Origin of the sequence: Streptomyces sp. NBC_01224, from assembly GCF_036002945.1 — a bacterium.
Classification (GTDB): Bacteria; Actinomycetota; Actinomycetes; order Streptomycetales; family Streptomycetaceae; genus Streptomyces.
The window spans coordinates 6470514-6497158 of the sequence record NZ_CP108529.1 but is presented as its reverse complement, the minus strand read 5'-3'; the positions used below and the strand labels follow the sequence as shown (position 1 = coordinate 6497158).

Below are 26645 nucleotides of genomic sequence, written 5' to 3'. Positions count from 1 at the left end.
CCGCGTCCGCTGCACCCGCGCGGAAGCGGAACCGGGCGTATCGTTTTTACCGACAGCCTGTCGGGAAGCTGTTGACTTAGGTAAGCCTAAGTAGCAAGATCGGAGTTGTCGACAGCCGCTGCCGATGTTTCTGTCTCTGCTCCTGCCCCTTTCCGGACTTCCCGTCCGCCCTCGGCCCCCGGAGGCCCGCCTTGGACGCAACCGTCGCCACGCCCTTCTCGACGCTCATCCGCACCGCCTCGCACGAGCAGCACACCGAGGCGGAGACCTCGACCTTCATGAGCGACCTGCTGGGCGGACGCCTCGGAGTGGACGCGTACACGCGTTACACCGAGCAGCTGTGGTTCGTGTACCGGGCACTGGAAGAGGGGGCCCAGGCGCTGCGGAACGACCCGGTCGCCGGTCCGTTCATACAGCCCGAGCTGATGCGCACCACCGAGCTGGAGCGCGATCTGGCCCACCTGCGGGGTACCGGCTGGCGCGAGGGCCTGGCGCCACTGCCCGCCACGGCCGCGTACGCCGCGCGGGTCGCCGAATGCGCCCGCACCTGGCCCGCCGGTTACATCGCACACCACTACACCCGCTATCTCGGCGACCTCTCGGGCGGCCAGATCATCCGCGACAAGGCGGAGAAGACCTGGGGCTTCGCGCGCAAGGGTGACGGGGTCCGGTTCTATGTCTTCGAGGAGATCTCCAACCCCGCCTCGTTCAAGCGGGGTTACCGCGAACTGCTGGACGCGGTGAACGCGGACGACCTGGAGAAGCAACGCATCGTCGCCGAGTGCAAGCAGGCGTTCGCGCTGAACACGGCGGTGTTCCGGGAGCTGGGCGAGGTGTTCCCGCTCAGCGCTTAGCGCGGTGGCGGGGCGGGAGGAGGGGGCGACCGGGGTCAGTCGGTCGGCCCGGTCCGCCGTGCCGCTTCGTCCTCAATTGCCGGAAGGGCTTGACTGAAACGCCAGCGTGACGCGACCCCCGATCTCCACCGTGCCGTCCGGTGCGGGTGCGGTGAGGATCTGGGAGCCGCGTCCCTGCCTGATGTTGAGGGCGCGGCCCAGCTCCGCGCTGAGCAGCAGCGCCGCCGCCCCCGTCGCCTCGTCCTCCACAATGCCCCCGGCGCAAGCCCCGGCTCCACCGGAGCGGCTGACGCCGCGCTCATCGATACGTCGCGGGAACGCCCGCGCCCTGACCCGGCCCGCCGCCTCGTCCTCCCAGGCCCATACGTACAGCCAGCCCTCGCCCGGTGGCGGCCCGGTCAGCGCCTCGACCTCGGCTACGGATGCGTACCGCTCCAGCGTGCGCGGCGGCGCCCACTCGGGGCGGGCGGTGATCCAGGTGAACTCCCCGTCCTGACGGGCGAAGATCTCCCCGACCGGCAGCTCCAGGATCTCCAGATCGAGCAGCCATGCGGCGCCGACGAGCGGATGCCCGGCGAAGGGGAGGCGGAGTCCGGGGGTGTAGATGTCGACCTGCCCGCGCTCGGGGTCGTCGACGAACACGGTCTCGCTGAAGCCGAGCCGGCGGGCCAGTTCCTGCCGGGACGCCTCGTCGGGGTACGTACGACCGTCACGTACGACCCCGAGGGCGTTGCCGTGCCGGCCGTCGGGGCCGCAGAACACGCGCAGTACATCGATGCCTGCGGGTACGTCGAAGTCGCTGTCGCTCACGTGGGCATTCAAACACCGCCCGGGTGACGGCCGTACAACTGGGCCGTCACCCGGGCGGTGTCGTCGGACGGTCCGGACGGATCAGGCGTTACGGCGACGGCGGGCGGCGATCACGGCTCCGGCGCCGGTCGCCACGACGACACCCGAGGCGGCGATCAGGGCGCCGGCCGGGACGTCGGAGCCGGTGGCGGCGAGGGAGCCCGAGCCACCGACCGAGCCGCCGCCCACACTGCCGCCGCCGGTGGCCGCGGAGCCTCCCGCCAGGGCTGTGGAGCCGGTGGAGCCCGTGCCGCCCGGAAGAGCGGCGTCCTTGTCGAGGGCGACCACGACGGTCAGCGCGTCGAGCTGCTCGCCCGCCTGGTACATGCCGCCGAAAGCCCTGGTGCCGTCGGCGGTGAGAGTCGCCGGAACGGCCGAGAGGGTCACCACGCCGTCCCTGGCCGCGAGTTCGCCCTTCGGCAGCTTCAGGTCGGCGACGGCCAGGCCGGTGTATGTGCTGACCTTCTTGGTCTCACGGTCCTTGGTGGAGACGTCCGCGATCAGAGTGCCCTTTGTCCCGTTCACCTGGATCTCCATGCCGGTGAGGGAGAGGTCGAGGGTGTAGGCGCCGCTCTCCTCGTGGCCCAGGAAGCGGACCTTGCCGTCGAAGTCCGCGTTGAGGGTCTGCTTGTCGGCGTCGAAGTGGCCGGTGGCGTCCGGGAATCGGTAGCCGTCGCCGGATGCGCCGGCGCCGGCCGTCGCCTCGACCTTGCCGTGGGCGATCGGGCCCGTGACGTACGTACGGAAGGACTTCTTGACGCCCCAGTCCAGAGTGCCGTCGACAATCGCGCCCTGCTCGGCGGCGGCCGGCTTGTCGGTGACCGTGGCCGAGGGGGACGGGGACGCGGTCGAGGTGGGCTTCCCGGTCGGCTCGGTGGTCGGCTTCCCGGTGGGCTTCGTGGTGGGCTTCCCGGTCGGTTCGGTGGTCGGCTTCTGGGTGGGCTCGGTGGTCGGGGCCGAGACCGCCTTCACCGAGAGTGTGGCCGGGTCGAGCGCGTCACCCTCCTTGTACTGGCCGTTGAACGCCTCGGAGCCCGCCTTCGTGAGCGTCGCCGGGATGTCCTTGAAGACCATCGCGCCGCCCGCACCCTGGCCCGGCTTCACCGCCGACAGGTCGAGAGCCGCGAACGCCACATCGTTCCGGGTGCCTTCCGGGGTCGCCACGTCGACGGTGATCGCGCCGCCGGTGCCGGTCGTGGCGAGCTTCACGTCCGAGAGCGTGATGTCGAGAACGCCCCCGTGGGCGTAGAAGTGGACGCCGCCCTCGAAGGCGGTGTCGGTGCCGTGCGTGGCCGTGTCGTAGGTGCCCTTGCCGTTGACGAAGGTGAACACACCGTTGTCGGGCGCCTGCGTGGCACCGTCCTTGACGGTGATCTTCCCACCGGAGAACGACGAGGCGAGGTACTTGCGGAAGGACTCCTTGACGCCCCATTCCAGCGTGCCGTCCTTCAGCTCCAGCTTCGGCGCCGCGGCTGCCGCCCCGTCCGGGGCGGTGCTGTCGGCGGCGAGCGCCGGAAGGACGAACACGGTCGCGCCGAGGGCGGCTGCCGTGGCGACGGCGGCGGCGAGAGCTATGGGACGGCGGGTTGCTGCCATGGTCGGTGGTCTCCTCAGGAATGAAACGGGGGGATTGGCTAGCTGTTGTTCTGCTGGGTGCTGCGGCGGCGGGCGAGGTACAGCGCGCCTGCCGCGGCGGCGAGCACGCCCGCGCCGCCGATGCCGAGATACAGCCCGGTGCGGGAACCGGAACCGGAGTCGGACACCGATGCCGCGGTGGTGGCCTTCTCCGCGGGCGGGTCGGACGGGTCGGGAGCACTGCCCAGGTCGGGCAGGGCGGGCAGTTCGGCCTTGGTGTCGACGGCAACGGCCAGCGAGAGCGGGTCCATTGCGGTGCCCGCCCTGTAGAGCGAGCCGAACGCCTTGGCGCCGTCGGCGGTGAGGGTGGCGGGGGCTTCGGTGAGGACGGCGAGACCGTCCTTCGCCGTGAAGTCCTCTGCGGTGAAGGTGACGAGCGGGACGGCCTTGAACCGGTCGCCATCGCTCAGGACGTCGACCGAGAGCGTGCCCTTGCCCGCCTTCACCCGGACCGCGACCGCCGACAGTTTCAGATCGAGTCCGTCGGCTCCCGTGAAGCGGACGCTGCCCGCGAAGTCGGCGTCCAGGGTCTGTCCCTTCGGGTCGTACGTGCCCTTGCCGCGCGGGAAGCGGAAGAGCGCCCCACCGTCCTGGGCGCCGTCGGCGAGGGTCCACTTCCCCTTGCCGATCGAGCCCGTGACGTACTCGCGGAAGGTCCGGCGCACACCCCAGTCGACGGCGGCGTCCTCGAAGCGGCCCGCGGCCCGCTCGGTCTTCTTCGGCTCCGCCGGCTTCTCGGGGGACTTGGACGCGGCCGGCTTCCCGGCCGGGGCGGAGGTGTCCACGGAGAGACTGACCGGGTCGAGCGGCGTGCCGGCCGCGTAGTAACCGGCGAACGCCTTCGCGCCCTGCGAAGTCAGTGTTGCCGGGATGTTGTTGAGGGCGATGGGGGTGGAACCGCCCTTCATGTCGATCCCGGACAGACCGAGCGTCGCGAGTGGCACCTGGGAGGCCGAGGTGACACGGCCGCTCCCCCGGTCCTTGCTGACCATGTCGGCATGGACGGTGCCGGTGCCGCCCGTGATGCGGACGGTGGGGCGACTGATGGTGAGGTCCAGTTCGTAGCCGCCGTCGGACTTCTTGTGGCCGATGAAGCGGACCCCGCCCGAGAAGCCGGAGCCGAAGGCGCCGGTCGCCGGGTCGTAGGAACCGGTGGCGGAGTGGAAACGGAACTGACTGCCGCCGACCGTGGCGGCACCACCGGTCAGGCTCCAACTTCCGTTCGCGATGGGGCCCGTGACGTAGCTCTGGAAGGAGGACTTGATGCCCCAGTCCAGTCTGCCGCCCTGCACCGTGCGGCTCGCCGCTTGCGCGGTGGTGGCCGGGAGCAGGACTCCCAGCAGCACCGCGAGAAGCGCGACAGTCAGGGCCTGTCCGGGCGCGCGGGCAGGTCTGGACGGCAGCATGAGGACCCCTCCGAGGTCTAGAAAGTCAGGTAAGGCTAACCTAAGCTATGTAGATCTTGTGGCGGTACCCCCTTCCGTCACATTGCTCGCAAAACATTGCCAACTGCTCACCGCAGAACGACAGGACGGTGCCCCAGTGCGCTTCTCGCAGGACTTCGCCACGTCGGGCCCGGGCGCCCGACGGCCAGGGCGCGGGCCGGTCAGGACCCGTGGACCGCTGGGTGCACTGACGGCCGTCGTCGCCCTGGCCCTCGTTCTGACGGGCTGCGGCGGCGGTACGGATACGGGGACTCCTGCCGCCGGTTCCAGGAGCGCCGCGGCCGACCGCGTCGAGCCCCTGGCCACCGCTCCGAAGCCGCAGTTGCCGGTCACGGTGAAGTCGGCGGACGGCGCCGAGGTCACCGTCGCCTCGACGGACCGGATCGTTCCGCTGACCGGCAGCCTGAGCGAGATCGTCTTCACCCTCGGCCTCGGCAAGCAGGTCGTGGCCCGTGACATCACCGCCACCTTCGAACAGGCGGCGAAACTCCCGGTGGTGACCCGCGCCCATGACGTCTCGGCGGAGAGCGTGCTGTCGCTGAGGCCGACCGTCGTCCTCGCGGACACCACGACCGGCCCCGCCGAAGCCATCGGCCAGATCCGGGATGCCGGCATTCCGCTCGTCGTCGTCGAACCGGCCAAGGAACTCGCCGATGTCGGCCGCCGGATCGACACCGTGGCGGCGGCCCTGGGCGTGCCGGACTCGGGCACCGAACTGAAGTCGCGCACCCGGTCGCGCATCGACGCCGTACGGGAGTCCGTGCCCGTCCCGGCGGACGGACGGAAGAAGCCTCGGGTCGCCTTCCTCTATCTGCGCGGCTCGGCCTCCGTATATCTGCTGGGCGGCCGGGAGTCCGGTGCCGGCTCGCTCCTCGAAGCGGCGGGAGCCGTCGACGCGGGCAAGGCGTCCGGGCTGAAGAGGGACTTCACCGCCATCACCAGCGAGGCCCTCGCCAAGGCAGCCCCCGACGCCATTCTGGTGATGAGCAAGGGACTCGAATCGGTGGGCGGCGTCGACGGTCTGGTGAAGATCCCGGGCGTCGCCGAGACCCCGGCCGGGATGGACCGGCGGATCGTCTCCATCGACGACGGCGTGCTGCTGAACTACGGGCCGCGCACGGACCGGGTGCTGAGCGAACTCATCGCGCAGCTCTACCCGAAGGACGGGGCGGGCAAGTGACCACCTCGTACGAGGAACGCACCCGGCCGGGCGCTCCCATGAAACCGGAGCCTCAGCCGCCGACGGCATCGAAGCCCCGGCGCTCCGCCCCCTTCGCCCTGACCGCAGGGCTGCTCGCCGCTCTCGTGGTGTGCGCTCTGCTCTCCGCCGGGCTCGGCGCGTACAGCATCCCGCTCGGCGATGTCCTCGGCTCCGTCCAGCACCGGCTCGGGCTCGGTGGAGCCACGCTGGACCGGGTCGGTGAGAGCGTGCTGTGGAACGTACGGCTGCCGAGAGTCGTCCTCGCCCTGCTCGTCGGGGCGTCGCTGGGCTGCGCGGGCGCCCTGATGCAGGGTGTGTTCGGCAATCCGCTCGCCGAGCCCGGGGTGATCGGGATCTCCTCCGGTGCGGCGGTGGGCGCGGTCGCCTCGATCGCGCTCGGGCTGAATTTCTTCGGCAACTGGACGATCACCGTCTGCGCGTTCGCCGCCGGGCTCGCGACCGTACTGCTGGTGTACGCGCTGTCGCGGTCGGGCGGGCGGACCGAGGTCGTGACGCTCATCCTCACCGGGATCGCGGTCAATGCCTTCGCGGGTGCGCTGATCGGGCTGTTCGTCTTCTTCGCCGACAACGCGCAGATCTCGCAGATCACCTTCTGGCAGCTGGGTTCGCTGGCCCAGGCGACCTGGCCCAAGGTGCTCGCCGTGCTGCCTTGTGCGGTGCTCGGGCTGCTCGTCGCGCCGTTCTACGCCAGGAAGCTGGACCTCCTCGCGCTGGGCGAGCGGCCCGCCCGGCATCTGGGGGTCGATGTCGAGCGGCTCCGGATCACGCTCGTCCTCGTCGTGGCGCTGTTGACCGCGGCCGCGGTGGCGGTCGCCGGGATCATCTCGTTCGTGGGGCTGCTGGTTCCGCATCTGCTGCGGATGGCGAACGGTCCCGGGCACCGCTTTCTCGTCCCCGGCAGCGCGCTCGGCGGCGCCCTGGTGCTGGTGGCGGGCGATCTCGCGGCCCGTACCGTCGCCGATCCCGCCGAGCTGCCGCTCGGCGTGCTGACCGCGCTCTTCGGCAGCCCATTCTTCTTCTGGCTGCTGCGCAGAACCCGTCGCAAGCAAGGTGGTTGGGCATGAGGGCCTTGAAGAACCCGTTCCGGGTACGGGGCCGGCAGCTGCCCGCTGCCGTCTCCCCCGGCTCCCCCGTCGTCGAGGCGCGCGGGCTGCGGGTGCGGCTGGGGCAGCGGCCGGTACTCGACTCCATCGAACTGACCGCGTACGCGGGCGAGGTGCTGGCACTCGTCGGTCCCAACGGGGCCGGGAAATCGACCCTGCTGGCGGCGCTGGCCGCCGATCTGCCCGCCGAGAGCGGTGAGATACGGATCGACGGACGCCCGGTCACCGACTGGTCGGCCCCCGAACTGGCCCTGCGCCGGGCGGTGCTGCCGCAGTCCGCCGCACTGTCGTTCCCCTTCCCGGTGGAGGACGTCGTACGCATGGGGCGGGCGCCGTGGGCCGGGACGGAACGGGCGGACGAGGACGATCCGGCCATCGCCGCGGCGATGGCGGCCACCGAGGTGACCGAGTTCACCGGGCGCCCCTTCTCCGCGCTGTCCGGCGGCGAACGGGCCCGGGTCGCGCTGGCCAGGGTGCTGGCGCAGCGCGCCCCGCTGCTGCTGCTGGACGAGCCGACCGCCGCGCTCGATCTGCGTCACCAGGAACTGGTGCTGCGGATCTGCCGGGATCGGGCCGCCGCCGGTGACGCGGTCGTCGTCGTGCTGCACGATCTGGGGCTGGCCGCGGCGTACGCGGACCGGGCTGCCGTGCTGCACGACGGGCGGATCGCGGTGGCGGGCCCGCCCGCCGAGGTGTTCACGGGCGAACTGCTCGGCGAGGTCTACCGGCAGCCGGTCGAGGTGTTCCCGCATCCGCGGACCGGGGCGCCCCTCGTCATACCGACGCGAGAGACTTGACCATCACTTGACCTTATGCTGAGGCTTTCATGGGACGCCCGTGATCACCTCGTTCCCGCACCGCCGGGATGAGAGCTGAATCACTGCGCAGGTGGGTACCGGTGAGGTAAGCCTCGGTTAAGTTAGGTCCGCCTCACCTGTCTTTGTCCGACCTTCTCCTGCTTCTCCTTCATCCTCTGTGGAGCCCGTATGCGAGCCGTTCGTTTCTCCGTCGCCACCGCTGCCGCCACGGTGGCAGCCCTGACCGCCGTCACGGGCTGCGCGCAGAAGAGCGACGGCAAGGGCGACGGCGCCCTGCAGGTCGTCGCGAAGGACGACGCCTGCGAGCTCTCGAAGAAAAAGCTCCCGGCCGGTCACGTCGAACTGGCCGTACAGAACAAGGGCTCGAAGGTCACCGAGGTCTACGTCCTCTTCCCGGACGACCGCATCGCCGCCGAGCGCGAGAACATCGGCCCCGGCACCAAGGCCACCATCACGGCCGAGGTGAAGGCCGGCTCGTACAACGTCGTCTGCAAGCCCGGCATGAAGGGCGAGGGCATCCGGCAGCAGATCGAGGTCACCGGCGGTTCCGTCGCCAAGCGCAGCCCCGAGATGGACAAGGCCGTCGCGGAGTACCGCACCTACGTCCAGGCCCAGGCCGACGAGACGCTGCCGAAGGCCAAGAAGTTCACGGACGCCGTCGCCGCCGGTGACATCGAGGCCGCCAAGAAGATCTACGCCGACTCCCGGCTCGGCTGGGAGCGCACCGAGCCGGTCGCCGAGTCCTTCGGTGACATCGACCCGAAGGTCGACCTCCGGGAGGACGGCCTGGAGGACGGCCAGAAGTGGACCGGCTGGCACCGCCTGGAGAAGGCGCTGTGGCACGACAAGAAGCTCGGCGCCGAGGAGAAGGCTCTCGCCCCGGTCCTCTACAAGGACCTGCTCGACTGGCAGAAGCGGGTCGGCACGGCGGAGATCACCCCGACCTCGATGGCCAACGGCGCCAAGGAGCTCCTCGACGAGGTCGCCACGGGCAAGGTCACCGGTGAGGAGGAGCGCTACAGCCACACCGACCTGATCGACTTCAAGGGCAATGTCGAGGGCGCGGAGAAGTCCTACGAGCTGCTGAAGCCGATCGCCTCGAAGAACGACGCGGCGCTGACCGCGACCCTGGACAAGCGGTTCGCGGAGCTGAACACACTGCTGGACAAGTACCGCAAGGACAAGAGCTCCTACGAGTTCACCTCGTACGAGAAGGTCGGCAAGGCGGACCGCAAGGAGCTGTCGGACGCGGTCAACGCGCTGGCCGAGCCGCTGTCCAAGCTCGCCGCCGCGGTGACGAAGTAACGAGCGGGGAGGCTTCGGGATGTCGGAGAAGACGCAGAACACCGCCGTGGACGAGGCCGCCGGGGCAACCGCCGAGACCGGTGGCCGTGCCCCGTCCCGTCGGGCACTGCTCGGCTGGGGCGGCGCCGGTCTTGCGCTGGGCGCGGTCGCGGCCGGTGGCGCGGTCGCCGCGGTGCGTACGGAGAGCGACGCTGTGCCGGCCGCGGACAGCGGTGCGGCCGTGCCGTTCCACGGTCCGCACCAGGCCGGTATCGCCACCGCCGTACAGGACAGGCTGCACTTCGCCGCGTTCGACGTGACGACGAAGGACCGCGCCGAGCTGATCGCACTGCTCAAGGAGTGGACGCGGGCGGCCGAGCGGATGACGGCCGGTCACGCGGTCGGCGACGGTGCTTACGGCGGTCTCGCACAGGCCCCGCCGGACGACACGGGCGAGGCGCTGGGGCTCAAGCCGTCCCGGCTCACGCTCACCATCGGCTTCGGCCCCTCGCTCTTCGCCAAGGGCCGGTTCGGCCTGGAGGACAGGCGTCCCGAGTCGCTCGTCGATCTGCCGAAGTTCCCCGGCGACAATCTCGACACGGCCCGCAGCGGCGGCGATCTATGCGTCCAGGCGTGTGCGGACGACCCGCAGGTCGCGGTGCACGCCATCCGCAACCTCGCCAGGATCGGCATGGGCCGCACCGCGATCCGCTGGTCCCAACTGGGCTTCGGCAAGACATCCTCGACGACGCCCGACGCCCAGACCCCGCGCAACATGATGGGCTTCAAGGACGGCACCCGGAACATCTCCGGCACCGACACCGCTGCCCTGGACAAGCACGTGTGGGTGGGCGAGAAGGACAAGGCGGGCTGGATGACCGGGGGTTCGTACCTGGTGGCCCGGCGCATCCGGATGCACATCGAGACCTGGGACCGCGCCCCGCTCCAGGAGCAGGAGGACGTCTTCGGCCGGGACAAGGGCGAGGGCGCACCGGTCGGCAAGTCCAAGGAGCGCGACGAGCCGTTCCTGAAGGCGATGCTGCCGACCGCGCATGTGCGGCTCGCCCACCCGGACAGCAACGACGGTGCGACGATCCTGCGCCGCGGCTACTCCTTCACCGACGGTACGGACGGCCTCGGCCGGCTCGACGCCGGGCTGTTCTTCCTCGCCTACCAGCGCGATGTCCGCAAGGCATTCATTCCGCTGCAGCGCCGCCTCGCGGCGCACGACGCACTCAACCAGTACATCCAGCACGTGGGTTCGGCGCACTTCGCCGTCCCGCCGGGCGTCCGCGACAAGGACGACTGGTGGGGCCGGGCGCTGTTCTCGTAACGGAAAGGGAACCGAAACGTGTTCAGCAACTTCCTGATCGGCCTGCGCGAAGGCCTTGAGGCCAGCCTGGTCGTCTGCATCCTCATCGCCTATCTGGTGAAGACCGGCAACAAGAGCAAACTGGTGCCGATCTGGATCGGCGTCGGTATCGCGATCGTCGTCAGCCTGGCGTTCGGTGCCGGCCTCGAATTCGGTTCGCAGGAGATGACGTTCAAGGCCCAGGAGGCGCTGGGCGGTTCGCTGTCGATCGTCTCGGTCGGTCTGGTCACCTGGATGGTCTTCTGGATGCGGCGCACCGCGCGGCACCTGAAGACGGAGCTGCACGGCAAGCTCGACGCGGCACTCGCGATGGGCACCGGCGCGCTGGTCGCCACGGCGCTCCTCGCGGTGGGCCGGGAGGGCCTGGAGACCTCGCTGTTCGTGTGGCGTGCGGTGCATGCGGCGGACGACGGCTGGCACCCGATGATCGGTGCGTTCCTCGGCATCGCGGCCGCCGTCGTGCTGGGCTGGCTGTTCTACCGCGGTGCGCTGAGGATCAACCTGTCGAAGTTCTTCACCTGGACCGGCGGCATGCTGGTGATCGTCGCCGCGGGCGTGCTCGCGTACGGCGTCCATGACCTGCAGGAAGCCGAGTTCCTGGGCGGTATCCACAACAGGGCGTTCGACATCAGCGCCACGATTCCGCCGGACAGCTGGTACGGCACGCTGCTGAAGGGCACGTTCAACTTCCAGCCCGACCCGACCGTTCTTCAGATCACGGTGTGGGCGCTGTATCTGATCCCCACTCTCGCGCTGTTCCTCGCCCCGGTAGGGTTCGGACGGTCAGTGGGGGCGACGGATCAGAAGGCGCAGAAAGCAACGGATGAGAAGCCTGAGGCCGATTCGGCTGGCGACGGGGCTCGCGACGGCGACGGTGCTGTCCATGACGGCGAGCGGGTGCGTGACGGTGCACGGCGAGCTGGAAGTGGTGCCGACGGCAACCAGGTCTGAGGCCGCACAGGCCCTGAAGGCCTTCACCAGCGCGTACAACGCGGCGGACAAGGCCTACGACCCGGCTCTGGACGCGGACCGGGTCACGGGCCCGCTCGGCGCGATCAATCAGGCCGGGCTGAAGGCGCGGCAGAAGAACAATCCGGACGGCAACGCGAACCACTCGCCGTTGGAGCTGACCGACGCCAGGTATCTCATCCCGAAGAAGGCCGGCTGGCCGCGGTGGTTCCTCGCGGACACCGACTCCAACCGCGACGAGGACAGCGGAAAGCTGGACACCCGCTGGCTGGTCGTCTTCGTCAAGTCCGGGCCGGACGCGGGGTGGAAGGCCTCCTATCTGTCGGTCGTCACACCGTCCCAGCTGCCCGGCTTCACGAAGGACAACGACGGCCTGGCCGAGCCGGTGGCCGCGGACAGCTCCGAACTGGCCGTGGCGCCGGAGGACTTGGGCACCCAGTACACGGAGTACCTGCAGAAAGGCACCCCGGACGTCTTCGCCCCCGGCACCGCCACTTCGGGCTGGCGGGACGCACGCCGCACCACCCGTCGGGCGGGCTTCTCGTACCAGTACATCGACCAGCCGCTGGACAGCGGTACGTTCGCCCCGCTCGGCCTGAAGACGGACGACGGCGGGGCGCTGGTCTTCTTCAGCAGCAAGCACTTCGAACAGCAGACCGCGGCAAAGGGCCTGCGTCCGCCGCTCAACGCGGATGTGGAGGCGCTGCTGACCGGTGAGGTGAAGTCCACCCTCACCAAGGAGCGGGTCTCCAGCCAGCTGGTGTTCGTTCCGAAGAAGGGCGCCGGGGACGGCAAGGTGGTCATGCTGAACCGGCTGCCGGGCCTGACGGCGGCGAAAGGGTCGTAACCGGGGCAGGAACAGGCCCGTCCGGCGATTGAGGACGTCGTTGAGCCCGTCCGGCGATTGAGGACAGAGCGGCCACCGGACGGCCCCGGTCATTGAGCTAGCGGCTCAGCGGCCACGCCACCGAGTCGTGATCCAGATCGCTCTGGTCCGCCGCGTCCGCGTACTGCGCACACGAATCGGTGAGCGTCTCCAGGAGCGTCAGCGGATCGGGCAGCGGGTTCTCCGGCCCCCGCACCCACTGCACATCCAGCTCACCGGGCAGCCTGGCCGGCGGCAGGAGTACGTAGCTGCCGCGGCAGTGCCACCGCAGTCCCGGATGCTCGTCCATGGTCTCGGGGTGGCAGTCCAGCTCGCACGGCCACCACTCGTCCTCGTCCTCGGGCGTACCGCGGGTGGCGGTGAAGAAGAGCATCCGGTCGTCGCCGGACCGGGCGACGGGGCCGACGTCGATGCCTGCGGCGAGGAGCCGTTCCAGTGCCTGGCTGCCCGCGGACAGCGGCACGTCGAGAACGTCGTGGATCATGCCGGTCGCGGTGATGAAGTTGGCCTGCGGCTGGCTGCGGGCCCAGCGCTCGATCTGGGCGCGGTCGGTGGTGGACTGCGTCTGCCAGGCGAAGGAGATGGGGTGCCGGGCGGGGGTGGGACAGCCGATGCGTTCGCACGAACATCGGTAGCCGACCGGATGGGCGGCCGGCGCGATCGGCATTCCGGCCTCGGCGACAGCCAGGAGCAGCGCCTCCCGGGCGGTGTCGTCGACCTCGCTCTGCTGCGGTTTGGGTCGGCGGCGAAGCCATTGGGAAAATTTGCTCTCTGAGCCGCGATAACGGCCGAAATCGGCGCCCATCTATCCCCTTACCTCAGCGTTGCCCCTGCCCATGGTCCCACCATCCTGCGCCTCGGGTGGCCAGAGTCCGGAAGCGGGGTACGGGGGACGACGCCACGAGCCGGGCGCTATGCCACTTCTTGTCATGAAATGACGGGTGCGTCTCAGGGGTGCGCCAGCCCGCGCAGGGTGTAGTCGACGATCGCGTCCGCGTACTCATGAGTGAGCGGGAGGGTGCGCAGCAGCCAACGGTGGGTGAGTGGGCCCACGAGAAGTTCCAGGGCGATCCGCGGGTCGACGTCGGCGCGCACCTGACCCGCGTCCTGGGCGGCGCGCAGCCGTGCGACGTACAGCCGGAGTGAAGGATCGAGCAGCTTCTGGACGAATTCGGCGCCGAGCTGCGGGTCGACGATCCCCTCGGCCGCCAGCGCCCTGGTCGGCGCCTCGAAGGCGGGGTCGGTCAGCTCGTCGACGGTGGCCCGCAGAACGACCCTGAGGTCGGCCGCGAGATCACCGGTGTCCGGGAGCCCCTGCGCGTCACCCGCGCCGTTCTCCTCGGCGACCCGGTCGCCGAGAGCGACGAAGGCCTCCAGGAGGACGGCCGCCTTGGAGGGCCACCACCGGTAGATCGTCTGCTTCCCGACACCGGCCCGCGCGGCGATGGCCTCGACGGTGGTCCTGGGGTAGCCCACCTCACCGACCAGGGCGAGCGCAGCGTCGTAGATCGCACGGCGCGAGCGCTCGCTGCGGCGGCTGGAGTCGGGGGGCCGGTTCTCTACCATGCCGGTAAATCTAGCAGCGGCACGAGTCGATACGTTTCGTCTCATCACCGTGCGGAACCACCCGATCGGATCACTGCGCGCAGGCCCCGGAAAGCGGACCATGGGCTCACGCACATACCCGTGCGAAGTCCCCCGGCAGGTAACCCCTGCTTTTCGTGAGGAGCCTTCCTTGCCTCGTGAAGCCACACCCCGCCGTTACCTGATGTGCGCCCCGGCCCACTTCAGGGTGACGTACTCCATCAACCCCTGGATGGACCCCAGCAAGCCCGTGGATCTCCCCCTGGCCCAGACCCAGTGGGAGGACCTGCGCGACCGCTACCGCGCCCTCGGACACACCGTGGAGCTGCTCACCCCTCGCCCCGAGCTTCCCGACATGGTCTTCGCCGCCAACGGCGCCACCGTCATCGACGGCCGGGTGCTCGGCGCCCGGTTCGCGTACCAGGAGCGGTACGAGGAGGCCGGGGCCCATCGCGAGTGGTTCCGGGACAACGGCTTCACCGAGATCCATGAACCGGCCCACGTCAACGAGGGCGAGGGTGACTTCGCGGTCACCGCTTCGTACATCCTGGCCGGGCGGGGCTTCCGGTCCAGTCCCCTCTCGCACGACGAGGCGCAGGAGTTCTTCGGGCGCCCGGTGGTCGGGCTCGATCTGGTCGACCCGCGCTACTACCACCTGGACACGGCTCTGTGCGTGCTCGACGACGCGGGCGACGAGATCATGTACTACCCGGGCGCCTTCTCGCCGGGCAGCCGGTCGGTGCTGGCGCGGCTCTTCCCCGACGCACTGATCGCCGAGGAGGCGGATGCGGCGGCGCTCGGCCTGAACGCGGTGAGCGACGGGCTCCATGTGCTGCTGCCGCAGGCCGCCACGGGGCTCTTCGATCCGTTGCGGGCGCGCGGCTTCGAGCCGGTGCCGATGGATCTGGGCGAGCTCCTGAAGGGCGGCGGCAGCGTGAAGTGCTGCACGCAGGAGCTGCGCGGGTAGCCGGGGGTCCGGCAGTCGCGGGCGTCGGCCGCGCTCAGGCGCCGGACTCACCCGCGTCGCGCGGCGGCCACTCGTCGCCCCACGCGATGTCCCGGGCGGCCCGGTACAGCTCGCCGTGCCGCTTGGTGACCGTGGAGCGCTGCAGGGCCTCGTCCCGGGTGCACAGGTCCAGCAGCACCTGCCCCTTGCGGATCTGCGGCTTGCGGGTGACCCGCGCCCGGACGGGTTCCGTCCGGAAGCGGGTCGCCACGACATAGCTGAACTTCTCGTCCTCGTACGGCAGCGAGCCGCCCTTGACCTGCCGGTGCAGCGAAGAGCGGCTGACCCGGGCCGAGAAGTGGCACCAGTCCTTGCCCGGCTCGATGGGGCAGGCGTCGTCGTGCGGGCAGGGCGCGGCGACCTTCAGCCCGGCGGCGATCAGCCGGTCGCGGGCCTCGATGATCCGGGCGTAGCCGTCGGGGGTGCCCGGCTCGACGACCACGACCGCCTGTGCGGCGGCCGCCGCGGTGTCGACGAGGCCGGCGCGGGCGTCCGCCGTCAGCTCCTTGAGTACGTAGGAGACAGTGATCAGGTCCGTGGGGGCGAGTTCGAGGCCGGTGCCGATCCGGGCCCGGCGCCACTCGGCAGTGCGCAGGGCGGGAATGCCGGAGATGGCGGCCAGCTCCCGGCCGAGGGCGAGTGCGGGCTCGGCCCAGTCCAGGACGGTCGTCCTCGGCCCCTCCCAGGCTCCCGCCACGGCCCAGCTCGCCGCTCCGGTGCCGCCGCCGATATCGGTGTGCGTGGCGGGCACCCAGTCCGGGGCGGCCTCCCGGAGTGCGGCGAGCGCGGACCGTACAGCTTCGAAGGTGGCGGGCATCCGGTACGCGGCGTACGCGGCGACGTCGGAACGGTCGCGCAGCACCGGGGCGTCCGTGGGGGTGGTCCCGCGGTAGTTGGCGATGAGCCGGTCGACGGCCTGGGCGGCCTGCTTGGGCGGCAGCCCGTCGAGCAGTCCGGCCAGCGCCGCGCGCAGGGCTTCCGCAGTGGGGAGGGTGGCGTTCACCGACGAATTGTAGGCAAAGGCGGCGGACCCGCTTCCGACCCGGCACCCGCGGCGAACAGCAGCGCATGCGAACTGCCCCGGCACCTACGCAAGTTGCTACGCTGACCGGCGCGAGGTCGGGATCGCCCATCGAGGGAAACCATGAGACAGAAGATCGTGCGCCTGGTTCTGGTCGGCGGAGTGCTCGTGCTCGCCATGCTTCTTCTGCTGGCCACCTGCGGCAGCGGCGAGAAGAGCTCCGACAAGCCGAAGAAGCAGGCCAGGGCGAGCACGGCCCCGGTGACACAGCTCACCGTCCCCTCCGTGTTCGCGACCGAGCACGGCTGGGAGCTCATAGGCACCTCGCCCGACTACGCGCTCTCCCGGACGACGGGCAGCCTCGCCTATCTCGTGCGGGTCTCGGACACCAAGTTCCAGCTGCGGACCATCGACTCGGAGACCGGGGAGGCCGGCTGGCACGGGGAGAGCTGGCGGCCCCCGTCCCCGCAGCACTTCCCGAGGCTCCTCCCGGTCACCGTGGACGACCACGAGTACTTCGTGACGTGGGCGTACGGGAAGGTCGGCGAGAACGCGCTGACCCCCGCCGACGCGATCGTCTCGCTGGATGTCTACGACGTGGAGGACGGCTCCCGGCGGCGCGTCGAGGTGCCGTGGGGCTCCGTACCCACGGTCACCACCACCGGCCCCGGCATCCTCATCAGCGACGGCCGGACGAACAGCGCCGTGGTCGACCCGTTGACCGGCCGGGTGTCGGAGATCACCGCCCCCGCGCTCAAGTACCCGAAGGGCTGCACGACCTGCAAGCAGCTCACCGAGGTGCGCGGGCTGACGAAGAAGGGTCTGCTGGTCAGCGGGGCCAAGGAATTCTGGGTGCAGGGCGGCTGGTTCAGCCGCAATGTCGCCCCCAAGGGCACCGACCGGCTCAGCGGGGTCCCGACATCGGTGATCCCGGGCCTGATACTGGCGAAGTGGCAGCTCGCGAAGGGGGCGAAGCGCGCCACCACCCATGACCTGTGGACGGTGCAGGACATGGAGACGGGCAAGCCCCTCGCCTCGGTGGAGTGCAGCAAGCCTGCGATAAAGCCGGGCCAGTACCCGCAGCTGGTCGCCGCCCCCTCGGGCAACTTCCTGGTGGCCGGGCCGCTCGCCTTCGACCTGTTGACGAAGCGGGGGTTCTGCTTCGAGGGGACGGACGGCACGAAGCCGCTGACGCTCGCGTCCGTGAACGACGAGGGCATCGCGTACGGCGCGGCGAACGCACGCAACGCGGCCGACGTACTGGCCGGCGGCGGCACCCCCGTCGCGGTGGCGATCAGGAGCGGCACGACGGGCGCCCTGCCCTCGAACCAACGGATTCCGGGCACGGTGACGTCGGACGGCGTCGGCCTGTTCCGCTGGACGGACGAGAAGGACCGCCCGCATCTGATCGGCTACCCGAGCGCGAACTAGCCAGGACCTGTCCGGCCGATCATGAGGGTACGCGCGGGGACGCGCAGCACGGCAGGTGTCATGATCACGCGGGCATCCGGCGCGGGTTCGGTGGGCAGGGAGGGACCGTGAAGCTCTACCTGGCCATACCTCTTGTTCTGCTGGCGTTGCTCATCGCCGCCTCCGGCGTAGCGGCGGTCACCCGTGGCTGGGTGCTCCCCACGAACCGGCGCCGGTCCGCCGCCCCCGCCTCTACGGCTGGGGGCAGTTGACGGTTGCCTTCGCCCTGTGCCGGCAGGTGCTCTTCTTGCTGGTGTTCAGCGACCCCGACACCCGTCAGTGGGGGACCTGACCGGCAGCGCGCTTCTGCTGACCGGCCCCGTCCCCGGCCCCGCTACGAAACCCGCTGCCAGGGCCGGCACAACCCCAGGAAGCAGGCCATCGCGCCCACCGCGCACACCAGCTGCACGAGAGCCATCGGAACGGCCGTCCCCTCGCCCGCGATCCCGACGAGCGGCGAGGCGACGGCGCCGATCAGGAACGACGACGTACCGAGCAGTGCGGAGGCGGACCCGGCGGCGTGCTTCGTACGCATCAGGGCCTGTGCGTTCGTATTGGGCATCGCGAGCCCCATCGCCGACATCAGCACGAAGAGCCCGGCCGCGACCGGGACCAGGCCCACGTGCCCGAAGACCCCGGACGTCATCAGCAGCAGCGCGGCCGCGGCCAGCACGATGACCGAGAGCCCGAAGGCGAGCGCCTTGTCCAGGCTGATCCGGCCGACCAGCACCTTGCCGTTGATCTGGCCCACGATGATCAGGCCGACCGAGTTGACGCCGAAGAGCAGGCTGAAGGTCTGTGGCGAGGCCCCGTAGATCTCCTGCACGACGAACGGCGAGGCGCTCACGTACGCGAAGAGGGCGGCGAAGGCGAGGCTGCCCGCGATCATGTAGCCGGCGAAGACCCGGTCGGCGAGCAGCCCGCGCATGGTGCGCAGCGCGTCGCCGATGCCGCCGGTGTGCCGGTCCTGCGGCGGCAGGGTCTCGTGCAGCCACTTCCAGACGACCAGGGTGAGCAGCACGCCGACGACGGTGAGGACGGCGAAGATCCCCCGCCAGTCGGTGAACCGCAGCACCTGTCCGCCGATCAGCGGCGCGACGATCGGCGCAACGCCGGAGATCAGCATCAGGGTGGAGAAGAACCTGGCCATCTCCACGCCGTCGTACATGTCGCGCACCACGGCGCGGGCAATAACGATCCCCGCCGCACCGGCCAGGCCCTGCAGGAGGCGGAAGCCGATGAGGAGTTCCGTGGTGGGGGCGAAGACGCAGATCGCGGTGGCGACGACATAGATGATCATGCCGAGGAGCAGCGGCCGGCGCCTCCCCCACCGGTCGCTCATCGGTCCGACGACGACCTGCCCGAGCGCCATGCCGGTGAGGCAGGCGGTGAGGGTGAGCTGCACGGTCGCGGCGGGGGCGTGCAGGGACTCGGTGACCGCGGGCAGGGCCGGGAGGTACATGTCCATGGAGAGCGGCGGCAGTGCGGTGAGGCCGCCGAGGACCAGGGTGACGAGGAGTCCGGTGCGCCGGGCCGCGTCGGTGGCGGCCGGATTTCCGGGAGGTGTGCCGGTGGCCGCGGACTCCGTGGCCACGGCCTGGGTGGTCGATATGTGTGTGCGTTCCTGCTGGGCCCGGCTTGCGCCGCTCTCCGGCATTCTCATCTCCATGTCGTTGAATCCGCCTCTATGCTCTCAGCTCAGCCGGACTGGTCGAGACCTTTTTGGGGAGCAGGCATGACAGGCATGAGCAGGGCTGTGCGTTGGGGCGTGCTGGCGACCGGCGGTATTGCCGCGACGTTCACCGAGGACCTGCGGTCGATGCCGGACGCGGAGGTGGTGGCCGTCGCATCCCGTACGGACGCCTCGGCGAAGGCGTTCGCGCAGCGGTTCGGGATACCCCGCGCGTACGGCAGCTGGGCCGATCTCGCCGCCGACGACGAGGTCGATGTGGTGTACGTCGCGACACCGCACTCGGCGCACCGGGAGGCGGCCGCGCTCTGTCTGGAGGCCGGAAAGCACGTGCTGTGCGAAAAGGCGTTCACGCTCAACGCGCGGGAGGCGGACGAGCTGGTGAAGCTCGCCCGGGACCGCGGCCTCTTCCTCATGGAGGCCATGTGGACGTACTGCAACCCGGTCATCCGGCGCATGACGGAGCTGGTGCGGGACGACGCCATCGGCGATATCCGCACCGTGCAGGCCGACTTCGGGCTCGCGGGTCCTTTCGGTCCCGAACACCGGCTGCGCGACCCGGCGCTGGGCGGCGGCGCGCTGCTGGACCTCGGGGTCTATCCGGTGTCGTTCGCGCATCTGCTGCTGGGCGAGCCGGACCGGGTGCAGGCCGACGCACTGCTCTCCCCCGAGGGCGTCGATCTGCACACCGCGATGCTGCTGGGCTGGTCGGAGGCGGGCGCCTCGGCGCTGCTGAACTGTTCGATCGTCGCGGACACGCCGCTGACCGCCTCGGTCACGGGCACGAAGGGGCGGATCGACTTCCCGCGCGGCTTCTTCTACCCGGAACGGTTCGTGCTGCACCGGGAGGGGCGGGAGCCGGAGGAGTTCACCGCGGGGGCGGCGGGCGAGGGGCTGCGCGGGATGCAGTTCGAGCAGGCCGAGGTGGCACGGGCGCTGCGGGCGGGCGAGACGGAGTCGCCGCTGGTGCCGCTGGACGGTTCCCTTGCCGTGATGCGGACGCTCGACGCGGTGCGTGACCGCATCGGCGTCCGCTACCCGGCCGACGGCCTCCTCTGACCGGGACCTGTCCGAGAAGGGCCTTGGACCGACCGGCAAATGGAGGGCGGCGTCGCGGGGGCTGGGCACGCGCCCAGCCCCGCTCCTTCTCCCACCCCCATTTGCCGGTCGGTTCTACGCGGGCGTGAGGCCCTGGTTCCCCACCTCCGTGACGAACGATCCGGCCGTCGTCACGGGCGCACCGGGCGTGGTGACGGCCGGCACCGTGCGGTAGTCGGCGCGCGCCTGCTTCAGGCCCAGCGTGATGACCGCGTATCCGCGGCGGCCGTTGAAGAACTTCATGTGCGGGTTGGCCCGCATCTGGTTGTTCCAGCCGGACGGCTTGTCCGTACCGTCCTTGCCGCTGGTGATGGATGTGGCGACGATCTCCGTGCCGACGGTGCGGGACGACGGGTCGTCGAAGTCCTTCTTCAGGTCGAAGCCGTAGCCGACGTGCACATCGCCGGTCAGCACCATCAGGTTGTCGATCCCGGCAGCCCCGGCCCCCTTCAGAATCCGGTCCCGGGAGGCCGGGTAGCCGTCCCACGCGTCCATGGAGAGCAGATAGGAGTCGGTGGGGACATCGCGCCGCTGAGCAAAGGTGACCTGCTGCGGTACGACGTTCCAGGTGGCCCGTGAGGCGTGCCAGCCGTCGAGCAGCCAGCGTTCCTGAGTGGCGCCGGTCAGGGTGCGCGAGGGGTCCTCGGACTCCGGTCCGGGCCTGTGCCAGCCGTCGCCGTAGGCCTGGTCGCTGCGGTACTGACGGGTGTCGAGGATGTCGAACTGGGCGAGGCTTCCGAACTGCAGGCGCCGGTAGAGCTTCATGTCCGGGCCGGTCGGCTGCTGCGGGGTGCGCAGCGGCTGATTCTCCCAGTACGCCCGGTAGGCGGCGGCGCGCCGCAGCAGGAATTCCTCCGGCGGTACGCCGTTCTCGGGGGTGTCGCCCGCGTAGTTGTTCTCGGTCTCGTGGTCGTCCCAGGTGACGACGAAAGGGTGCGCGGCGTGGGCGGCGCGCAGATCGGGGTCGGACTTGTAGAGGCCGTACCGCAGCCGGTAGTCCTCCAGCGTGACCGTCTCCTGGTTGAAATGGGCGGGGAGCTTGCGGTCGGTGTAGTTACGGGCTCCGCCGGTCGCGTTGACGGCGTACTCGTAGAGGTAGTCGCCGAGGTGGAAGACGACGTCGACGTCCTCCTGGGCGAGGTGCTTGTACGCGGTGAAGTAGCCGTCGTGGTAGGCCTGGCAGGAGACGGCGGCCAGGCTCAGCGCGCTGTTGCGGGCGTCGGGGGCGGGCGCGGTGCGGGTCCGGCCGGCGGGGCTGATCCACGTACCGGTGCGGAAGCGGTAGTAGAAGACGTGGCCCGCTTCGAGACCCTTGACCTCGACATGGACGCTGTGGTTGAACTCCGGGTGGGCGGTGGCCGACCCTCGCTGGACGATGCGGGAGAAGCGCTCGTCGTGGGCGAGTTCCCAGCTCACCTCGACACGGGACCGGGGAAGTCCGCTGCCGGTCTCGTACGGGCGGGGTGCGAGTCTCGTCCACAGCAGGACCGAGTCGGGCTGCGGGTCGCCTGAGGCGACGCCGAGGGTGAACGGGTCCTCGCCGATCCTCCGGCCGTCCAGCTCGGCGGCGCTCGCGGTGCCCGCAGCCGGCAAATTGACCGAGAAGGCCAGCGCGGCAGCGGCACCGGTGGCGGTGAGGAAGCGGCGGCGTCCGACATGACTGGCGGCGTCGCGCATCTCCTGCTGGTGCGATGAGTGCGTCATCTGTCCCTCCCCTGGCTGGTGGTGTACTCGGACAGTGCACCGGACCAGCACATCGAGCGGCTGTCGTGTTCGCGTGCTCCGGCGCCGCGCGGATAAGGAATACAGCGGGAATGGATGCCCACGACAAAGTGCGCATACGCGACGGAAACCATGATCATCAATACCGGCCCTCCGAGACGTGAACCCGCCGCCGCATACGCCGTCTTGACCCCGTGTGGCCCCACGCGACCCGCAGAACGGGAAGGCGTACGCTGCGGCCCCATGAGCGACAACCTGTTGAAATCCGGCCCGAAGGCGGCGGTCGTGACGGGCGCGGGATCCGGAATCGGCCGCGCGGTGGCTCTCGCCCTGGCCGGCGCCGGCTGGTCGGTGGCGCTCGCGGGCCGGCGCCCAGAACCCCTCACCGAGACCGCCGCGCTGGCCGGGGAGAACGCCCGGGTGATCACCGTCCCCACCGATGTGTCACGCCCCGAGGACGTGGACGCCCTCTTCTCCTCGGCACGGGAGTGCTTCGGCCGAATCGATCTGCTCTTCAACAACGCGGGTACGTTCGGCCCGCGTTCCGTCCCGGTCGAGGACCTGTCCGTGGAGGACTGGCGCTCGGTGGTGGATGTGAATGTGACGGGCGCGTTCCTCTGCGCGCAGGCGGCGTACCGGCTGATGAAGGCGCAGGACCCGCAGGGCGGTCGGATCATCAACAACGGCTCGGTCTCCGCCCACGCACCACGCCCGCATTCGGTCGCCTACACCGCGACCAAGCACGCCATGACGGGCCTGACGAAGTCGCTGTCCCTGGACGGCCGTCCGTACCGGATCGCCTGCGGGCAGATCGACATCGGCAACGCCGCCACGGACATGACGGAGCGGATGCGGACCGGCACCCTTCAGGCCAATGGCGAACTGGCGGTGGAGCCGGTGATGGCGGCGGCGGACGTGGCCCGGACGGTGCTCCACATGGCGGAGCTGCCCCTGGAGGCGAACATGCAGTTCGCGACGGTCCTGGCGACGGCGATGCCGTACGTGGGCCGCGGCTGACGGGGCCGCCCGAACCGGCCGCCCGGCGTGGGCGGTTGCCACCCGAATGACCACACCCCGGCCGAATATGCACTTCCTCCTCGGGCCGGTGCGCGCTGCCCTTATGATCACAGTTCTTTACCGGAACTCCACGTAAGGATCACAGCATGCACATACGCACCGCCGCGCCGCTCGCCCTGGCCGCCGCCACCGCCCTGGCCGGTTCACTACTCGTCACGGCCCCGGCCTCGGCAGCCTCGCACCAGGGCGGGCTGCACCTCGGCAAGATCCAGTACGACAGCCCCGGCAAGGACACCCGCACCAACGCGTCCCTCAACGCCGAGTGGGTGGACATCCACAACAACGGCAAGTCGAAGCTTCAGCTCAAGGGCTACAAGGTGAAGGACAACACCGGGTACACGTACACCTTCGGCAGCTACACCATCGGCGCGGGCAAGACCGTCAAGGTCCACACGGGCAAGGGCAAGAACGCCTCGGGCCACGTCTACTGGAACCGCGGTTCGTACGTCTGGAACAACACCGGTGACAAGGCCCGGCTGATCAAGCCGAACGGCAAGCTCCAGGACTCCTGCTCCTGGACGAAGTCGAGCAAGGGCACCAAGAACTGCCACTGAGCCGGGCAACCGCGGCTCGGGGCACCATCCGGCCGGCCGGAGCGGGAATGCCCCGGGCCGCCGCGGGGTTGGCCTGCGGCATGAACCAGAATTCAGGTACCGAGATCCTGCACTACACCGCCTTCTCCGCCGACCCTGAGGGCGGCAATCCGGCAGGTGTCGTCCTTGATGCGTCCGGTCTCGACGACGCGGCGATGCTCGCCGTCGCGGCGGAGCTGGGTTACAGCGAATCAGCCTTCCTGACCGGGCGGGACGAGCCGGGCGACGAAGCGCCGTCGGCCGCCCGGGGATACACGATCCGCTACTTCAGTCCGAAGGCCGAAGTCCCGTTCTGCGGCCACGCCACCGTGGCGACGGCCCTCGCACTCGCCGAGCGCGACGGCCCCGGCGATCTGGTGTTCAGCACCCCCGCGGGTACGGTCCCGGTCACCGTCACCCAGGAGGGCGGCGAACTCCGCGCCACGCTCACCAGCGTCGAACCGGACGTCATGGACATCGCCCCGGACGACCTGGCGGAGGCACTCGCCGCCCTGGACTGGCCGGCCGCCGATCTCGACCCTGCCCTGCCGCCCCGGATCGCCTTCGCGGGCGCCCGCCACCTGGTGCTGGCCGCCGCGACCCGTGAGCGGCTTGCCGACCTCGCTTACGACTTCGCGCGCCTCGAAGCCCTGATGCACCGGCTGGACCTGACGACCCTGCAGCTGGTGTGGCGGGCGGCGCCGGACGTCTTCCACGTCCGTGACCCTTTCCCGGTCGGCGGCGTGGTGGAGGACCCCGCCACGGGCGCTGCGGCGGCCGCCTTCGGCGCCTATGTGCGCGCCCTGGGCCTCGTCCCGGACACTGCCGTCCTCACCCTCCACCAGGGCGAGGACATGGGCCGCCCCGGCACGCTCACGGTCGAACTGCGGGCGGGCGACGCGCGGGTGCGGGTGAGCGGTACGGGTACCCGGATCGAGGCCTGACGAGGGGGCGCCGCGGCGCCGTCAGCCGCTGAGGTGCCGGCGGTACCACGGCGCGTGCCGGGCGAACGCGGTCGCGAACCCTTCGCCCGGCTCCCAGTCGAAGTCCTGTCCGACCCGTTCGTCGGTGAACCAGTGGTCCACGGCGAGCATGCCGAGGTGGTGCAGCGCGTACGGGACGCCGGCGAGCCGCTCGCGGGCCGTGTCCACATCGATGCCGGTGGCTCCCCAGGGCAGCCGCAGTTCGTCGACGACCGTGGACAGCAGCTGCGAACAGCTCACCGGTTCGGGGTGGTTGACGTGATAGACCCCGGCCGGCTCCTTCGGGGACAGCGCCGCACCCAGCAGCGCCCGCCCCAGCGTCTGTACGTCGATCATCGAGTGCCGTGCCTCGCATCCGGTCAGTCCGGCCGAGAGCTGCCGGACGAGCGCGACCAGGCCGGGCACGGCCCATCGGTCCCCGGCCCCGTACACGATGTGCGGGCGCACGACGACGCCGCCGGCCGCCAGGACGTGCTGTTCGGCGGCGGCGCGGGTCAGGCTGGTGGCCGAGGCCGGGGACGGCTCGGCCTGTCCGGGCCGCAGCCGGGTGAACGGGCCCCGGCCGTAGACGGATGCCGTGCTCAGGTGGACGATCCGGGTGACTCCGCAGCGGGCCGCCTCTTCGGCCAGAGCACGGGTTCCTTGATCATTTACGGACCGGGCGGTCGGTTCGTCGCCGCCGATCCGTGAGGCGCAGTGGATCAGCGCGTCGATGCCCTCGCAGCTGCCGCGCAGCGTTGCGGGGTCGGCGAGGTCCCCGTACACCGTCTCGATGCCGGGCCCGGCGCCTGCCGTTGCCGACGTGGTGAGGGCTGTCCGATGGGTCATCAGCCGCAGCCGGACACCGGGGGTGGCCCGGGCCGCGGCCACCACATGGCTGCCGATGAAACCGGTCGCGCCGGTGATGAGTATGCGCAGTGTCATGACTGGTCATTCTGCCGGTCGTCCGGCCGGCTCCCCTGATTCCCCGCTGTGCCGTGCAGGCCTCTTGGGGAGCCGAGGGTGCAGGTGAAGACCGGCTCGCCGTCCTGGATCGCCGAGACATGCACCTCGGTCGTACCGCGGTCGCCGGCCGGGACGGGCCGGGCCTCGATCCAGCAGGGACGGTCGAGTTCCACGTACCGGAGGAAGTCGGTCTTCACCGATGCCGGGAGGAAGCCATGGCCGGGGGTGACGGCGACGGCCGCCTGACGGGCCGCCTCCAGCAGCAGAATGCCCGGCACATGGTCGTTGGGCCGGGCGAACAATGTCGGATGTGCGGTGTCGAGCCGCAGCTGCCAGACGTTTCGCTGCGGACCCGGCGCCAGTACGACATCGTGTTCATCGGTCCTGCCCACCTCGGCCGGTGCGACGGCGGGCAGGAGGGGTATCGGGGCGCCGATCACATCCTGCCGGTCGCCCCGCAGCCTGTCGTACACCTTGGCCGAGGTGCAGCTGATACGCCCCCCGCCTCTGGCGAGGACAGTGCCGAGCCGGTGCAGGAGCAGCTCGACATGCATGGAGCCGATGCTCCGGCCGCGCCGCCGGATCCGGGAGCAGGACACATCCACCGTGATGTCCCAGGGCGCCTTGCCCAGGAGCAGCCGATCAGGCTCGGAGACGTACGCGAGCTCCCACATCACGAACTGGTCCCCGACCGGGACGTCGAACGCCGCATGCCCCAGGAGCATCGTCGTCTGCCGCATGGTCTCCGCGATCAGCAGCGGGTCCTGGTAGCGGCCCGACACCGGGGCGAAGAAGCGGTGCGCATGTGGCCAACGGGCCGATACCGAGAACTGGGTGTCGGTCTGCGGGGTCCAGCCGGTGGGAAAGACATCCTCGGCATCGGACCGGTGTACCAGATGTCTCGGGAAGTCCGCCTCCCCATGTCTGCCCCTGGATGCCGTCTCCCCCTCTCCGGGGGTTGCGGTGAATTCGGCTGCGCCTGCGCCCTCGACGGACACCGATGTGTTGTGCGAGGTGAGCTGAACCATGAATTTTCCTCC

At 70.4% G+C, this 26645-nt stretch carries 25 protein-coding genes; 15 read left to right on the top strand and 10 right to left on the bottom strand.

What is annotated here, in order from left to right; genetic code table 11:
- Positions 1 to 191 precede the first annotated feature (191 nt).
- Positions 192 to 854, top strand: a complete 663-nt coding sequence (locus OG609_RS29250; protein ID WP_327275569.1) for a biliverdin-producing heme oxygenase — start codon at positions 192 to 194, stop codon at positions 852 to 854.
- A gap of 72 nt (positions 855 to 926) precedes the next feature.
- On the opposite strand, the gene OG609_RS29245 is transcribed toward OG609_RS29250, so the two are convergent.
- The 3 genes from OG609_RS29245 to OG609_RS29235 all read right to left on the bottom strand — a co-directional run bounded on the left by OG609_RS29245 (position 927) and on the right by OG609_RS29235 (position 4744).
- Positions 927 to 1664 (bottom strand): PhzF family phenazine biosynthesis protein, encoded by a 738-nt coding sequence (locus OG609_RS29245; RefSeq protein ID WP_327275568.1) that lies wholly within the window; start codon positions 1662 to 1664, stop codon positions 927 to 929.
- 81 nt (positions 1665 to 1745) lie between these two features.
- Positions 1746 to 3299: an HtaA domain-containing protein gene (locus OG609_RS29240; protein ID WP_327275567.1), complete on the bottom strand. Its 1554-nt coding sequence runs from the start codon at positions 3297 to 3299 to the stop codon at positions 1746 to 1748.
- Positions 3300 to 3337: 38 nt separating this feature from the next.
- Positions 3338 to 4744 (bottom strand): HtaA domain-containing protein, encoded by a 1407-nt coding sequence (locus OG609_RS29235; protein ID WP_327275566.1) that lies wholly within the window; start codon positions 4742 to 4744, stop codon positions 3338 to 3340.
- Positions 4745 to 4880: 136 nt separating this feature from the next.
- On the opposite strand from OG609_RS29235, the gene OG609_RS29230 reads away from it, so the two are divergent.
- From OG609_RS29230 to OG609_RS29200, 7 genes are all read left to right on the top strand, one after another.
- Positions 4881 to 5963: a heme/hemin ABC transporter substrate-binding protein gene (locus OG609_RS29230; protein ID WP_327275565.1), complete on the top strand. Its 1083-nt coding sequence runs from the start codon at positions 4881 to 4883 to the stop codon at positions 5961 to 5963.
- A gap of 38 nt (positions 5964 to 6001) precedes the next feature.
- Entirely contained in the window at positions 6002 to 7069 is a 1068-nt protein-coding gene (locus OG609_RS29225) for a FecCD family ABC transporter permease (protein WP_327278220.1), read from the top strand.
- Positions 7066 to 7905: a heme ABC transporter ATP-binding protein gene (locus tag OG609_RS29220; protein ID WP_327275564.1), complete on the top strand. Its 840-nt coding sequence runs from the start codon at positions 7066 to 7068 to the stop codon at positions 7903 to 7905. Before OG609_RS29225 ends, OG609_RS29220 begins: the two co-directional genes overlap by 4 nt.
- A gap of 189 nt (positions 7906 to 8094) precedes the next feature.
- Positions 8095 to 9231, top strand: a complete 1137-nt coding sequence (gene efeO, locus OG609_RS29215) for an iron uptake system protein EfeO (RefSeq protein ID WP_327275563.1) — start codon at positions 8095 to 8097, stop codon at positions 9229 to 9231.
- Between the two features lie 19 nt (positions 9232 to 9250).
- Entirely contained in the window at positions 9251 to 10543 is a 1293-nt protein-coding gene (gene efeB, locus OG609_RS29210) for an iron uptake transporter deferrochelatase/peroxidase subunit (protein ID WP_327275562.1), read from the top strand.
- Positions 10544 to 10561: 18 nt separating this feature from the next.
- Positions 10562 to 11533: an iron uptake transporter permease EfeU gene (gene efeU / locus OG609_RS29205; protein ID WP_327275561.1), complete on the top strand. Its 972-nt coding sequence runs from the start codon at positions 10562 to 10564 to the stop codon at positions 11531 to 11533.
- A complete protein-coding gene (locus OG609_RS29200) occupies positions 11466 to 12398 on the top strand; it encodes a hypothetical protein (RefSeq protein WP_327275560.1) in 933 nt (310 codons plus the stop codon). Before efeU ends, OG609_RS29200 begins: the two co-directional genes overlap by 68 nt.
- A 97-nt stretch (positions 12399 to 12495) precedes the next feature.
- Here the strand turns inward: OG609_RS29200 and OG609_RS29195 are convergent, their stop codons facing one another.
- Both OG609_RS29195 and OG609_RS29190 read right to left on the bottom strand, forming a co-directional pair.
- Positions 12496 to 13242, bottom strand: coding sequence for a bifunctional DNA primase/polymerase (locus tag OG609_RS29195; RefSeq protein WP_327275559.1), 747 nt, complete (start codon positions 13240 to 13242; stop codon positions 12496 to 12498).
- Between the two features lie 143 nt (positions 13243 to 13385).
- Positions 13386 to 14003, bottom strand: a complete 618-nt coding sequence (locus tag OG609_RS29190; protein WP_327275558.1) for a TetR/AcrR family transcriptional regulator — start codon at positions 14001 to 14003, stop codon at positions 13386 to 13388.
- 169 nt (positions 14004 to 14172) lie between these two features.
- On the opposite strand from OG609_RS29190, the gene ddaH reads away from it, so the two are divergent.
- Positions 14173 to 14988, top strand: coding sequence for a dimethylargininase (ddaH, locus tag OG609_RS29185; RefSeq protein ID WP_327275557.1), 816 nt, complete (start codon positions 14173 to 14175; stop codon positions 14986 to 14988).
- A gap of 34 nt (positions 14989 to 15022) precedes the next feature.
- Here ddaH and OG609_RS29180 read toward each other — a convergent pair whose 3' ends face one another.
- Complete coding sequence (locus OG609_RS29180) at positions 15023 to 16030, bottom strand: small ribosomal subunit Rsm22 family protein (RefSeq protein ID WP_327275556.1); 1008 nt, start codon at positions 16028 to 16030, stop codon at positions 15023 to 15025.
- 141 nt (positions 16031 to 16171) lie between these two features.
- On the opposite strand from OG609_RS29180, the gene OG609_RS29175 reads away from it, so the two are divergent.
- Together OG609_RS29175 and OG609_RS29170 are read left to right on the top strand one after the other, a co-directional pair.
- Positions 16172 to 17479: a hypothetical protein gene (locus OG609_RS29175; RefSeq protein WP_327275555.1), complete on the top strand. Its 1308-nt coding sequence runs from the start codon at positions 16172 to 16174 to the stop codon at positions 17477 to 17479.
- A 107-nt stretch (positions 17480 to 17586) separates the two neighbouring features.
- Positions 17587 to 17730, top strand: coding sequence for a hypothetical protein (locus tag OG609_RS29170; protein WP_327275554.1), 144 nt, complete (start codon positions 17587 to 17589; stop codon positions 17728 to 17730).
- Between the two features lie 122 nt (positions 17731 to 17852).
- Here OG609_RS29170 and OG609_RS29165 read toward each other — a convergent pair whose 3' ends face one another.
- A complete protein-coding gene (locus OG609_RS29165) occupies positions 17853 to 19175 on the bottom strand; it encodes a multidrug effflux MFS transporter (RefSeq protein ID WP_327275553.1) in 1323 nt (440 codons plus the stop codon).
- Between the two features lie 87 nt (positions 19176 to 19262).
- Here OG609_RS29165 and OG609_RS29160 point away from each other — a divergent pair, with 87 nt between their 5' ends.
- A complete protein-coding gene (locus OG609_RS29160) occupies positions 19263 to 20267 on the top strand; it encodes a Gfo/Idh/MocA family protein (protein WP_327275552.1) in 1005 nt (334 codons plus the stop codon).
- Between the two features lie 114 nt (positions 20268 to 20381).
- Here the strand turns inward: OG609_RS29160 and OG609_RS29155 are convergent, their stop codons facing one another.
- A complete protein-coding gene (locus tag OG609_RS29155) occupies positions 20382 to 22010 on the bottom strand; it encodes an alkaline phosphatase D family protein (RefSeq protein WP_327275551.1) in 1629 nt (542 codons plus the stop codon).
- Positions 22011 to 22271: 261 nt separating this feature from the next.
- Between OG609_RS29155 and OG609_RS29150 the strand changes: the two genes are divergently transcribed.
- From OG609_RS29150 to OG609_RS29140, 3 genes are all read left to right on the top strand, one after another.
- A complete protein-coding gene (locus OG609_RS29150) occupies positions 22272 to 23045 on the top strand; it encodes an SDR family oxidoreductase (RefSeq protein WP_327275550.1) in 774 nt (257 codons plus the stop codon).
- A 146-nt stretch (positions 23046 to 23191) separates the two neighbouring features.
- Entirely contained in the window at positions 23192 to 23659 is a 468-nt protein-coding gene (locus OG609_RS29145; protein WP_327275549.1) for a lamin tail domain-containing protein, read from the top strand.
- A gap of 80 nt (positions 23660 to 23739) precedes the next feature.
- Entirely contained in the window at positions 23740 to 24621 is an 882-nt protein-coding gene (locus tag OG609_RS29140) for a PhzF family phenazine biosynthesis protein (protein WP_327275548.1), read from the top strand.
- A 21-nt stretch (positions 24622 to 24642) separates the two neighbouring features.
- Here OG609_RS29140 and OG609_RS29135 read toward each other — a convergent pair whose 3' ends face one another.
- Both OG609_RS29135 and OG609_RS29130 read right to left on the bottom strand, forming a co-directional pair.
- Positions 24643 to 25584 carry an NAD-dependent epimerase/dehydratase family protein gene (locus OG609_RS29135; RefSeq protein WP_327275547.1) on the bottom strand — a complete coding sequence of 314 codons (942 nt, stop codon included), beginning with the start codon at positions 25582 to 25584 and terminating at the stop codon, positions 24643 to 24645.
- Entirely contained in the window at positions 25581 to 26633 is a 1053-nt protein-coding gene (locus OG609_RS29130) for a ScbA/BarX family gamma-butyrolactone biosynthesis protein (protein WP_327275546.1), read from the bottom strand. The genes OG609_RS29135 and OG609_RS29130 overlap by 4 nt, the downstream gene beginning before the upstream one ends.
- Between the last annotated feature and the right edge of the window lie 12 nt (positions 26634 to 26645).